The 12,209-nt window shown below is 67.6% G+C and carries 11 protein-coding genes and 1 pseudogene; 8 read left to right on the top strand and 4 right to left on the bottom strand.

The genetic code is table 11. The annotated features are described in order from the left end of the window. Window positions 1-11: 11 nt before the first annotated feature. The 3 genes from QZ814_RS12885 (at window position 12) to QZ814_RS12875 (ending at window position 1,752) form a co-directional block, all read left to right on the top strand. Window positions 12-407 carry an OsmC family protein gene (locus tag QZ814_RS12885; protein ID WP_294332835.1) on the top strand — a complete coding sequence of 132 codons (396 nt, stop codon included), beginning with the start codon at window positions 12-14 and terminating at the stop codon, window positions 405-407. Then, window positions 404-886 carry an OsmC family protein gene (locus QZ814_RS12880; RefSeq protein WP_294332834.1) on the top strand — a complete coding sequence of 161 codons (483 nt, stop codon included), beginning with the start codon at window positions 404-406 and terminating at the stop codon, window positions 884-886. Before QZ814_RS12885 ends, QZ814_RS12880 begins: the two co-directional genes overlap by 4 nt. An 83-nt stretch (window positions 887-969) precedes the next feature. Continuing rightward, window positions 970-1,752 (top strand): transporter, encoded by a 783-nt coding sequence (locus tag QZ814_RS12875; RefSeq protein ID WP_294332833.1) that lies wholly within the window; start codon window positions 970-972, stop codon window positions 1,750-1,752. Window positions 1,753-1,772: 20 nt separating this feature from the next. Here QZ814_RS12875 and QZ814_RS12870 read toward each other — a convergent pair whose 3' ends face one another. From QZ814_RS12870 to QZ814_RS12860, 3 genes are all read right to left on the bottom strand, one after another. Next, the gene (locus QZ814_RS12870; RefSeq protein ID WP_294332832.1) at window positions 1,773-2,102 is read right to left on the bottom strand and encodes a hypothetical protein; all 330 of its coding nucleotides are present in this window, start codon (window positions 2,100-2,102) and stop codon (window positions 1,773-1,775) included. Window positions 2,103-2,147: 45 nt separating this feature from the next. Beyond that, complete coding sequence (locus tag QZ814_RS12865) at window positions 2,148-2,513, bottom strand: hypothetical protein (protein WP_294332831.1); 366 nt, start codon at window positions 2,511-2,513, stop codon at window positions 2,148-2,150. 89 nt (window positions 2,514-2,602) lie between these two features. Next, window positions 2,603-3,532, bottom strand: coding sequence for a LysR family transcriptional regulator (locus tag QZ814_RS12860; protein ID WP_294332830.1), 930 nt, complete (start codon window positions 3,530-3,532; stop codon window positions 2,603-2,605). 120 nt (window positions 3,533-3,652) lie between these two features. Between QZ814_RS12860 and QZ814_RS12855 the strand changes: the two genes are divergently transcribed. Both QZ814_RS12855 and glf read left to right on the top strand, forming a co-directional pair. Beyond that, window positions 3,653-4,351 carry a pirin family protein gene (locus tag QZ814_RS12855; RefSeq protein WP_294332829.1) on the top strand — a complete coding sequence of 233 codons (699 nt, stop codon included), beginning with the start codon at window positions 3,653-3,655 and terminating at the stop codon, window positions 4,349-4,351. A 281-nt stretch (window positions 4,352-4,632) separates the two neighbouring features. Next, window positions 4,633-6,836 (top strand): annotated as a pseudogene (gene glf, locus QZ814_RS12850) (UDP-galactopyranose mutase). A 54-nt stretch (window positions 6,837-6,890) separates the two neighbouring features. On the opposite strand, the gene QZ814_RS12840 reads toward glf, so the two are convergent. After that, entirely contained in the window at window positions 6,891-8,063 is a 1,173-nt protein-coding gene (locus tag QZ814_RS12840; protein ID WP_294332826.1) for a cellulase family glycosylhydrolase, read from the bottom strand. Window positions 8,064-8,488: 425 nt separating this feature from the next. On the opposite strand from QZ814_RS12840, the gene QZ814_RS12835 reads away from it, so the two are divergent. From QZ814_RS12835 to clpX, 3 genes are all read left to right on the top strand, one after another. Continuing rightward, window positions 8,489-10,450: an SDR family oxidoreductase gene (locus QZ814_RS12835; protein WP_294332825.1), complete on the top strand. Its 1,962-nt coding sequence runs from the start codon at window positions 8,489-8,491 to the stop codon at window positions 10,448-10,450. Between the two features lie 111 nt (window positions 10,451-10,561). After that, window positions 10,562-11,197 (top strand): ATP-dependent Clp protease proteolytic subunit, encoded by a 636-nt coding sequence (locus QZ814_RS12830; protein ID WP_294332824.1) that lies wholly within the window; start codon window positions 10,562-10,564, stop codon window positions 11,195-11,197. 144 nt (window positions 11,198-11,341) lie between these two features. Continuing rightward, the coding region (gene clpX, locus QZ814_RS12825) for an ATP-dependent Clp protease ATP-binding subunit ClpX (protein ID WP_294332822.1) at window positions 11,342-12,209 on the top strand (868 nt) is incomplete at its 3' end.

Raw genomic sequence — 12,209 nt, 5'->3', positions numbered from 1 at the left:
GAGCGACCGTCATGGCCCATGCCACCGCCCATATCGGCCCCGACCTGCTGGAAACCCGCATCCAGGCCGGCCGCCACCCGATCCTCGCCGACGAGCCGCCGGGCAATGGCGGCCACGATGCGGGGCCCGCGCCCTATGACCTGCTGCTCGCGGCGCTGGGCGCTTGCACGGCGATGACGCTGCGCATGTATGCCGATCGCAAGGGCTGGCGGATCGATTCGCTGGAGGTGGATCTGCGGATCCTCGGCACGCCCGATGCGCGCCGCATCAAGCGGACGCTGACCATCGCCGGCCCGGACGCGGCGGGACGTGCTCGGCTGGCCGAGATCGCGGAACGGACGCCGGTGACGCTCACGCTCAAGCAGGGTATCGCCATCGAAACGCAACTGGCGGAGCAGACGGCATGAGCAGCGAAGTGGCCCTGGACGCGGTGGCGCGCGATACGGGGGCGGGCAAGTTCCAGGTGGCGGTGCAGGTCGCGGGCGTGGCGCTGATGCTCGACGAACCGGTATCGGTCGGCGGCCTCGGATCGGGCCCGACGCCCTATCAGATGCTTGCCTCTGCGCTAGCTGCCTGCACCACGATGACGCTGCGCGTCTATGCGCTGCAGAAGGGCTGGCCGGTGACCGGCTTCCGGACGCTCGCCGGGCACCAGCGCCAGGCCGGCATCGTGCCCGCGGACCTGTTCACCCGGCGGATCGAGATCGAGGGCGACCTCGACGACGCGCAACGCGCACGGCTGCTCGAGATCGCCGATCGTTGCCCGGTACACCGCACGCTCACCGGCGGCGCACGCGTCGAGACCGAACTTGCGGACGCCGCCGCACCGACCGAACCGGCGGCTGCCCATGCCGCAGACCTTGAGCACGCCATCCGCGACGGCTGAGCGAAACAATTTGTAACACGCCTCGTTGGGCCCCCATAACGAGCCAGGGGGGCGACATGCGGCGGACAGTTTGCAACGTGGGGATGGCCGCGAGCGCATTGCTCGCAGCGGGGTCGGCCCTGGCCGACGACGATCCGCGTTTCTGCCCGACCCGGCCGAGCATCGGCGGGTCGAGCTGTACCACCGAGCCCGGGCGGGTACATGTCGAGGCGTCGTTCCTCGATTGGGAGCGCGACGACCAGCCCGACCAGCGCGAGGACCGCATCGCCGCGGCAGATCTGCTGCTGCGCGTCGGGGTCGCATCGAAGACCGAGGTCCAGCTGGGCTGGACCGCCTATGGCCAGGATCGCACGCGCGACAAGGCCAGCGGCGGGATCGACACAATCCGCGGCACGGGCGACCTGCGCTTCGCCGTCCGCCAGCATCTCGCGGGCGAGAAGGGCAGGCCTTTCTCCGCCGGCGTCGAGGCATTCGTCACGGCGCCGACGGGCAAATATCCGATCGGCGACGGCACCTGGGGCGCCGGGGTGATCGTGCCGGTGCAGTATAATTTGACCGAAAAGGTGGCGGTCGCCTTCACCGGCGAAGCCGACGCCGCCGCAAACCAGAGCGGCGCCGGGAGCCACTTCGCCTACAGCGGTATCACCAGCTTGCGGTACAAGTTTAGCGAGAGGGTGACGACCACTGCCGAAGTCTCGCTGGAGCGCGATCAGGATCCGCAGGGGCACGAGACCCATGCGCTCGCGGCATTGTCGACCGCATGGCGGCCGACCAAGGTGCTCCAGTTCGACGTGCTGGCCGTGGCTGGTCTGAACCATAACTCGCCGGACTTCCGGCTGGTGACGGGGGGCGCGATCCTGTTCTGAGATGGCGAGCGGGGCGCGCGTCAGTCCCGGCGCCGGCTGCGGGCGGCGATCTTCGCCTCCACGCAGTCTGCCAGCGTGCCGGGCGCCCGCGCGCCGCCGAGCGCACAGGTTTCCAGGAAATCGCAAATCGTTGCGACGGATCTGGCGTCCTGTCGCTCGTCGCGCGGGCCGCAATAGAGGATGCGGGGGCCGCGCTGACGATAGTCTATTTTGGTCGTGCGCAGGCGCGCGCCGGTGACGACGATGTCTTCGCCGTCTTGCCCCACGGGGCGGCTGGGTGCGGCCCGCGATCCGCGGGCGGGTTCGGGTGCCGGGAACCCGGGCTCGGCGGCCAATAGCGCTGCGATCATCAGTGTTCGGGCGAGCATCTCGATCCCCTCGCAAGCGGAACGGGCTTAGCTGGTCAGCCAGTCGAGGGCCGTTTCCGGGTCCGCGAAGAACTCCACGCCTTCGCGCGAGGTCAGGCGCTTGGCCTGCAGGCGTGCCAGGCTCTTCGCGACGACGAAGGCAAGCCTGCGCGACCGGATGTCGTCGCTGCCGACCAGCTTGGAGAATTCCTCCACGCGTTCCTGGCTTTGAATGTCCATCTGTCGAATGTCGCAGAGCGTGACATGCTCGTTCGGCCCGCAGGACAGGGACGCCACCGCCTCGACGAGCGCGGCGCGCAGCTGGAGGATCGTGGCGGCCTCGAAAAAGCCGCCCATCGTCAGGCGGACGAGATGCCGCTCTTTCTCTTTCGCGATCGCGAACCAGCCCTGCATGATCGCATCCTCTCCAACATCTATCGTTGCGGCGTCCTCCGACCGACCCGCAGGGCTGTCAAAGACGCCGGGTTTCCCCCAGGTCCGGTCTAAACTTCGACCAGCCCCTCCAGATCCATATCGTTGCGCCCTGCGTCCACGAACCGCGCCCGCAGCCACGATGCCGCCGGGCCGGGGGGCGCATCCCGCCGCCAGATCGCGCTGAAGCGGTACATGCCGCCGGGGCTCTCCGGCATGGCGAGCCGGACCAGGGTGCCGGCGACGAGGTCCGGCTCGATCAGCGGCAACGGCATGTTGCCCCAGCCGATACCTTCGCGGAGCAGCGCATGCTTGGCGCCCAGGTCGGCGAGCCGCCAGGTGCGCGGGCTCATCACCGCGAAGTCGCGGCCAGCGGTCAGCGGCGAGCGATCGGAGAGCACGAGCTGCACATGGTCGCGCCCCGCGCCTGGCGGGATCGGGTTCATCCGGCCGAGCGGGTGGTCGGGCGCCGCCACCGGCACCATCTGCACCGATCCCGCCGCCTTATACTCGATGCCGTTCATCCCTGCCGCCAGCGGGCCGGAAATGCCGAGCACGGCCTTGCCCTCCAGCACCAGGCTGGCGATCGCCCCCAGCGCCTCGACGTGCAGCCGCAGCGTCACGGTGGGGAACTCGGCGCGGAAGGCGCGCAGCACTTCGCCCAGTCGCCGCGTCGGCAGCATCACGTCGACGGCGAGGTGCACCTCGGCCTCCAGCCCGTCGAGCAGGCCCTTCACCTTGGCGCGCAAGCCATCGATGCCCTGCGCCACCGTCCGCGCTTCGGCCAGCACCGCTTCGCCGGCGGTGGTGAGGCGCGGCTTCTTGGTGCCCTCGCGATCGAACAGCAGCACGCCCAGCTGCGCTTCGAGGTTGGCGATGCCGTAGCTGATGACCGACACCGCGCGGTTCAGCTGCCGCCCCGCGCCCGCGAAGCTGCCGTTGTCTACCACTGCGAGGAAAATGCGAAGCTGGTCGAAGGTGGGGGTGCCCGGGGTAGACATTTCGATTTCCTGGAACGTTTTTGTCCAGTTTATCCCACTGATTGGAGAAGTCGAGCCCGCCTATATCCCGGCCATCGAAACGGCGCCGCAGCGCGGCGCACCCCCACAGGGAGACCCACCATGATCGAACTTCGCCCCTTTTCCAGCCTCGGCGGCGCCAACCATGGCTGGCTCGACGCCAAGCACCATTTCTCCTTCGCCAACTATCATGATCCGGCCCGCACCAGCTGGGGCAATCTGCGCGTGTGGAACGACGACACGATCGCGCCGCAGACCGGCTTCCCGCCGCACCCGCACCGCGACATGGAAATCATCACCTATGTCCGCGACGGGGCGATCACCCACCAGGACAATCTGGGCAATCACGGCCGCACCGTCGCCGGCGACGTGCAGGTAATGTCGGCAGGCACGGGCATCGCGCACTCCGAATATAATCGCGAGGACGAGACCACCCGGATCTTCCAGATCTGGATCCAGCCGACCCGCGGCGGCGAGAAGCCGAGCTGGGGCACGCGGCCTTTCCCGAAGACCGATCGTGCCGGCCAGTTCGTGGTGCTGGCAAGCGGCTTCGAGGGCGATGGCGACGCGCTGCCGATCCGCACCGATGCCCGGGTGCTCGGCGCAACCCTGCGCACCGGCGAGACGGCCGAATACCCGCTGGGCAGCGATCGCCGCGCCTATCTGGTGCCGGCTACCGGCGCGGTCGAGATCGATGGCGTGCGCGTGAATGCCCGCGACGGTGCCGCCATCAAGGATCTCGCGCTGCTCAAGATCACCGCGATCGAAGACAGCGAGATCGTGATGGTCGACGCGGCCTGACGAACGTGTATCCCGGAGGTGGGGCGGATGGTGCGATTGCACCGGCCGCCCCGCCTTCATTTACGGGCATGTTGCATTAACTTGCATCGTGCTGATTTAAAAAGAAATTAGCTACAAGAACTGGAGCGGTGCAAAGCAGGCACGGGTTCTCCCTGTTGAACGCAGCGGGAAAACCGTCCTTGACCAAGCATGCCGCCATCGCCCATCCGAGCAGCAACTTCGCGCTGATCTGCTTCTCCCGTCTCCGCTGGGACTTCGTGTTCCAGCGCCCGCAGCACCTCATGACGCGCTTCGCGCGCAACATGGATATGCTGTTCTGGGAGGAGCCGATCGAGGACGACACGCCGAAGCCCTGGCTCGACGTTCGGGACGCGGGTGGCGGCGTGGCCGTGGCGGTGCCCCATCTTCCCGTCGGGCTGGAGGGGGAAGCGCGCGTGGCGGCGCTGCGGGCACTGCTCGACGCGCATGTCGCCGGCGTCGAGGCGGAGCTGATCCGCTGGTACTATACCCCGATGATGCTGCCCTTCTCGCGGCATCTGCAGGCCGGCTGCACCGTCTATGACTGCATGGACGAGCTGAAGAATTTCCGCTTCGCGCCGCCCGAGCCGATGTCGCTGGAGCAGGAACTGTTCGGGCTGGCGGATCTCGTCTTCACCGGCGGCTACAGTCTCTATGAGGCGAAGCGCGACTGTCATCCCTCGGTGCATCCCTTTCCGTCGAGCGTCGACGCCGCGCATTTCGCGCAGGGCCGGGCGCTGGAAGAGGATGCGGCCGACCAGCCCGGCCTGCCGCGCCCGCGGCTGGGCTTTTACGGCGTCATCGACGAGCGCATGGATCTCGATCTGATCGCGGCGATCGCCGACGCCCGACCGGACTGGACCATCGTGACGGTCGGTCCGGTGGTGAAGTTCGACCCCGCCGCGCTGCCCCGGCGCGCGAACCTCGCTTGGCTGGGCCCCAAGGGATATGGGGAGCTGCCACTCTATGCCGGCGACTGGGACGTCGCGCTGATGCCGTTCGCGATCAACGAGGCGACGCGCTTCATAAGCCCGACCAAGACGCCGGAATATCTCGCGGCCGGCCTGCCGGTGGTCTCGACACCGATCACCGACGTGATCCGCCATTATGGCGAGATTGCCGGCGTGTTTGTGGCGGAGGGGGCGGAGGCCTTTGTCGAAGCGTGCGAGCAGGCGCTGGCGTTGCGCGGCACGGGCGATGCCTGGCGCGCCGAGGCCGATACGCTGCTGGCCGAGCAGAGCTGGGACCAGGTTGCCGCCCGGATGCTGGGGTTGATCCGCCAGGTCACCGAGCCCGATCAGCCGCTGCTCAAGCCGGTGCGCAGCACGCACTATGACTATCTGGTGGTCGGTGCCGGCTTCGCGGGATCGGTGATGGCCGAGCGGCTCGCGGCGGACGCGGGCAAGCGCGTGCTGGTGATCGACAAGCGGCCGCACATTGCCGGCAACGCCTTCGATCACCAAGACGATGCGGGGATCCTGATCCACCAATATGGCCCGCACATCTTCCACACCAACAGCGCGGATATCTTCGACTATCTGTCGCGCTTCACTGAATGGCGCCCCTACGAGCACCGCGTGCTGGCGGAGGTGCGCGGGCAGCTGGTGCCGATCCCGATCAACCGGACGACGCTGAACGCGCTGTTCGGCCTGTCGCTGGAGCCGGAGCAGGAGGCCGCCGATTTCCTCGCCGACCGGGCGGAGCCGGTGACGGTGATCCGCAGCTCGGAGGACGTGGTGATTTCGGCGGTGGGTCGCGAGCTCTACGAGACCTTCTTCCAGGGCTATACGCGCAAGCAATGGGGGGTCGATCCGTCCGAGCTCGACAAGAGCGTCACCGCCCGGATGCCGACCCGTACCAATACCGACGACCGCTATTTCACCGATCGCTTCCAGGCGATGCCGCGCGACGGGTTTACGGCGATGTTCGCGCGGATGCTCGATCATCCCAACATCGACCTCGAACGGGGCGTGACCTTCGAGGACGCGAAGCGCCGGTTCAGCTTCGACCAGATCGTCTATACCGGCCCGATCGGCGAATATTTCGACTTCCGCTTCGGCAAGCTGCCCTATCGCTCGCTGCGCTTCGAGCATGTCCACGAGGGTCGCGAATGGGCGCAACCGGTGGCGGTGGTGAACTATCCGGACGAGACCGTACCGTATCCCGGGTGACCGAGTACAAGCACCTGACCGGCCAGCAGGCGCCCAACACCAGCCTGACCTATGAGTATCCGAGCGCGGAGGGTGATCCCTATTACCCGATCCCGAGGCCCGAGAACAAGGCGCTGTTCAAGCGCTATGAGGCGCTGGCGGAAGCGACCAAGGGCGTGCTGTTCGTCGGCCGGCTGGCGACCTACCGCTATTACAACATGGACCAGGTCGTCGGTCAGGCGCTCGCGACCTATCGGCGGCATGTCGCCGTGGAGCAGGCGGCTGCGCCGGTAAGGGCGGTGGCGTTGGCGGAGTGAGCAGGCTCGCCCCGCAGGTTCCCCTCCCGCAGGGGGGGAGGAGTGGAAGGAGGACTAGGCTGCCTTCGCCTCGCCCTCCGGCCTGTTGTCGGCGTCTTTCCTCGCTTCCACCGCGATGATCGGCCAGTGCGGCGCCTTGTCGTCGAGGGTCCGCAGCAGGCGGAGGAACTCGACCTCGGCGTCGTCATAGGGGACGCCGCCGACATCGAAGATGTCGTGGAACCATTTGTCCTTCAGCCCGGCGAGATCGGGGTTTTCCCAAGCCGCCCAGGGCAAGTGCGTCTGCGTCTTGCCGCGGACCAATCCCCAGCAGAAGGCGCCGACATTGTGCAGCTTCGCCACCGGCAGGATCGCCTCGAACGTGCTGCCCGCGGGGCGCGCCATGAACTCGGTGCACCACATCGGCCGGTTGAATACGCTGAGCCAGGTGATGCGCTGGGCGAAATCCTCCGCCGTGCCGTAATTGTGGAACGAGAGGATGTCGGAAAGGCCGGTCTGCGCCTGCTGCAGCGGGGTCAGGCGATCGGGCGTGGACCAGTCGCCCAGCCAGATCGCGCTGGTCAGCGGCTGCACGGGCCGCATGCTGCGCGCCCAGTCGAACGCCTCGACCAGCACCGGCAGGACGAAATCGGCCTTGGCGTTGAGCTCGCCGGCGTCGCACAGCGACACTTCGGGGCCGTTGTCCGGCTCGTTCCAGATGTCCCAGGCGAGCACGCGGCGATCGGCGCGGAAGCGGCCGACCACGCCCTTGATGTAGCGCTCCAGCCGCGGCCGCTGCGTAGGATCGCGCAGCGCCGGGATTCCGGGCGACTGCACCCAGCCCGAATTGTGCACGCCAGGCTTGGGTGCCGGCAGCGGCCCCAGCGCCGGATCGGGATGCCAGCAGCTGTCGAACAGCACCAGCATCACCCGGATCCCGAAGCCGTCGGCCACCGCGAGCACGGTGTCGACCCGCTCGAGAAAGCCCTGCGGGTCTTCGGCCCAGAGCAGATCGTGCAGATAGATGCGCACCGCGTTCATGCCGACATCGGCCGCCAGCGCCAGCTCGGCGCGGATCGCCTCGATGTCGAACGTCTCGGCCTGCCACATCTCGAGCTGGTTGATCGCGTTCGAGGGGGTGAAGTTGCAGCCCATAACCCAAGGCTGGCGCGCGAACCACGCCTTTGCCTCCGTCTCCGACCAGCGCCCGACCATCGCTTCGTACTCCGTTACGCCCTGTACCGACATCGTGGTCCAACCCCCGACAACAATGTGGTTTTTATAGGCGACGAAGGGAATTGCGGGGGTACCCGCTACGCGCTTGTTCGGAGGTGGAAAGGCGCATTCTGCGACGAGCAGAGAGGCGTGGTTGATCCATGTTGGTCCGCGGCGGCCGCATGCCCTTGTTCTTGCAATCATAAAGGGGCGCGGCGTGCCACCGATTAAACTCTGGGGCGGCGCGGAATGCACCGTCAATCGCGTCCGCGACCGCTTCCCCGACCAGTCGGTCGAGACCGGCCATCACGATAGGATCGAGGATCTCGATTGTATCGCCGCGCTGGGCGCGCGCGCTGCGCTTTCCGGTGCTGTGGGAGCGGGTATCCCCGGAAGATGCCGCCACGTGCGACTGGACGTGGAGCGACAGTCGTCTCGCGCGGTTGCGGGCGCTTGGCGTGCACCCGATCGCCGGGCTGGTCCATCATGGCAGCAGGCCGCGCCGCACCGATCTGCTCGATCCCGATTTCGGCGTGAAGCTGGGGGACTATGCCGCCCGCGTCACCGAACGCTATTCCTGGATCACCGACTGGACGCCGGTCAACGAACCGCTGACCACCGCGCGGTTCGCCGCCCTGTACGGGCACTGGTATCCGCACGCCCGCGACGAGGGCTGCTTCTGGCGGGCGCTGGTCCACCAGATCGAGGGCGTGGTGCAGGTGATGGCGGCGGTGCGGGCGGTGGTGCCGGACGCACGGCTGATCCAGACCGACGATCTCGGCAAGACCTACGGCACGCCGAAGACGCAGTCGCAGGTTACCTTCGACAACGATCGCCGCTGGATGGGCTGGGACCTGCTCTGCGGACGGGGCGTGCCGGGGCATCCGATATGGGCGCGGCTGGCCGGCCACGGCCTCACCGCAAAGCTGGAGGTGCTGGCCCAGGCGCCGTGCCCGCCCGACGTGATCGGCATCAATCACTATCTGACCAGCGATCGCTTCCTCGACGAGCGGGGCGCGGCCTATCCGCCGGCGATGCGCGGGGGCAATGGCCGGATCGCCTATGTCGATACCGAGGCGGTGCGGGTGCTGGATCCGGCGCCGGACGGGCTCGCCAGCGCGCTGGCCGAGGCTTGGGCGCGCTACGCCATCCCGATCGCGATCACCGAGGTGCATAACGGCTGCACCCGCGAGGAGCAGATGCGCTGGATGCGCGATGCGTGGGCGGATGCCGAGGCGGCGCGGGTGGCAGGGATCGAGGTGCAGGCGGTGACCGCCTGGTCGCTGTTCGGCGACTCGGGCTGGAATACGCTGCTGACCGAACCGGGCCTCTATGAGCCCGGCGTGTTCGACGTGGCGGGCGGGGCACCGCGGCCGATCGCGATGGTTCCGCTGCTGCACGCATTGGCGACGGGCACGCCACCGGGCCACCCTGCGCTGGAGGGGGCGGGCTGGTGGCGCCGCGACCTGCGGGTAACCCATCGTAGCCATCCGCACCCAGAACCGGGCACGGCCCGACCGGTCGTGCCGGGCCGACGACGCCAACCGCTGCTGATCGCCGGGGCGAGCGGCACGCTGGGGCAGGCCCTCGCCCGGACCTGCGCCGTCCGCGACCTGGAATATATCCTCACCGGTCGCGCCATGCTCGATCTGGGGGATGCCGACTCGATCGCGGCGGCGCTGGATACGCATCGCCCGTGGGCGGTGATCAACGCGGCCGCTTGGGTGCGCGTGGACAATGCCGAAGCGGAGGAGGCGGCGTGCTTTGCCGCCAACTGCGTCGGCGCGACCGAACTCGCCGTTGCTGCAGCGGAGCGCGGCGTCTCCACCGTGAGCTTCTCCAGCGACATGGTGTTCGACGGTATGCTCGACCGACCCTATCGTGAGGACGACCCTTGCGTCCCGCTCGGCGCCTATGGCCGCAGCAAGGCGGCGATGGAGGCGGCGATCGGCGTCCTCGACGGGCGGCACTTGATCGTGCGGACCGCTGCGTTCTTCTCTCCCTGGGACCGGCACAATTTCGCCATGCAGGCGGTGGAGACGCTGGCCGCCGGGCGGCGCTTCTCCGCCGCGAAGGACCAGATCGTGTCGCCGGCTTATGTCCCCGACCTGTGCAACGCGGTGCTCGACGAACTGATCGACGGGACCCATGGGGTCCTCCATCTCGCCCATCAGGGCGCGCTGAGCTGGGCGGCCTTTGCCGTCGCGATCGCGGATGCCTGCGGGCTGCCGGTGGCGCTGGTCGACGCGGTCCCCGGGAGCGCGCTGGGCTGGAAGGCGCCGCGTCCGCGCCATGTGCCCCTGGCAAGCCAGCGCATGCCAGCGCTCGCCTCCGCCGTGGAAGCCTTTGCTGCTGCACCCGAAACCCTCGCGCGGATCGCGCGGGCTGCGCAGTCGACGGGGGCTCTGCAATCGGCCTGACGGCGCGTCTCCGGCAAAGCCCCTCTTGCGCTGTGCTGCCGGAGCGCCGATGTAGTCGCGGGCAATACAACAACCACGAGATCATCCCACATGCATCCGCTTTCCGGTCAGATGACCATCGATCCCGTTACCGGCGCACTCGTTCCCATCGTCATCGAGCAGTCGAGCCGCGGCGAGCGCAGCTTCGACATCTATTCGCGCCTGCTGCGGGAGCGGATCGTCTTCGTCACCGGGCAGGTGGAAGACCATATGGCCTCGCTGATCACCGCCCAGCTGCTGTTCCTCGAATCGGAAAATCCGAAGAAGGACATCTGGATGTACATCAACTCGCCGGGCGGTGTCGTCACGGCGGGGATGGCTATCCACGACACGATGCAGTATATCCGTCCGCGCGTCGGCACGGTGTGCATCGGCCAGGCGGCGTCGATGGGCTCGTTCCTGCTGGCGTCGGGCGAGCCGGGCCTGCGCGTGGCGCTGACCAACGCCCGCATCATGCTTCACCAGCCTTCGGGGGGTGCGCAGGGCATGGCGTCGGACATCGAGATCCAGGCCAAGGAAATCCTGCGGATCCGCGCGCGCATGAACGCGCTCTATGCGAAGTATACCGGCCAGCCGATCGAGAAGATCGAGACGACGATGGACCGCGACTCGTTCTTCGAGGCCGAAGAAGCCAAGGCCTTCGGCATCGTCGACGAGGTGTACGAGAAGCGTCCGGTGCCGAGCGAGGATGCGGCAGCGGGTAATTAAGACTATTGGACTATCTTCGACCGCCTGACGATTCCCGGTGCATGGAACGTCGGGCGGGCGGGGCGATTATGGATTGCCGGAACTTCGCCTGCGTGTAGGATGGCAGGCGAGCGTAGCGCGCCCGAGGCGCGAAGGATGGATTGAATGACCAAGCTCAGCGGCGGTGACTCGAAGAGCACGCTCTATTGCTCCTTCTGCGGCAAGAGCCAGCACGAGGTGCGCAAGCTCATCGCCGGCCCGACCGTGTTCATCTGCGATGAGTGCGTCGAGCTGTGCAACGACATCATCCGCGAGGAAACCAAGTCCTCGCTGGTGTCGAAGAAGGACGGGGGCGTCCCGACGCCGCAGGAAATCTGCGACGTGCTCGACGATTACGTCATCGGGCAGAAGAAGGCGAAGCGCGTTCTCTCTGTCGCGGTGCACAACCATTACAAGCGGCTGAACCACGGCGCCAAGGGTGCCGATGTCGAGCTCGCCAAGTCGAACATCCTGCTCGTCGGCCCCACCGGCTGCGGCAAGACGCTGCTGGCGCAGACGCTGGCGCGCATCCTCGACGTGCCGTTCACCATGGCCGATGCCACCACGCTAACCGAAGCCGGCTATGTCGGCGAGGACGTGGAGAACATCATCCTCAAGCTGCTCCAGGCCTCCGACTATAATGTCGAGCGGGCGCAGCGCGGCATCGTCTACATCGACGAGATCGACAAGATCAGCCGCAAGGCGGAGAACCCGTCGATCACGCGCGATGTGTCGGGCGAGGGCGTGCAGCAGGCGCTCTTGAAGCTGATGGAGGGCACGACCGCGAGCGTCCCGCCGCAGGGTGGCCGCAAGCATCCGCAGCAGGAATTCCTGCAGGTCGACACGACGAACATCCTGTTCATCTGCGGCGGCGCGTTCAGCGGGCTCGAAAAGATCATCGGCGACCGCCTGCAGGGCAAGTCGATCGGCTTCGGCGCGCATGTCGCCGGGCCGGACGAGCGCCGCACCGGCGAACTGCTCCGCCAGACCGAGC

The organism is uncultured Sphingomonas sp., assembly GCF_913777625.1.
Classification (GTDB): domain Bacteria; phylum Pseudomonadota; class Alphaproteobacteria; order Sphingomonadales; family Sphingomonadaceae; genus Sphingomonas.
The sequence above is the reverse complement of the archived record's forward strand: the minus strand, read 5'-3'. Positions and strand labels throughout refer to the sequence as shown.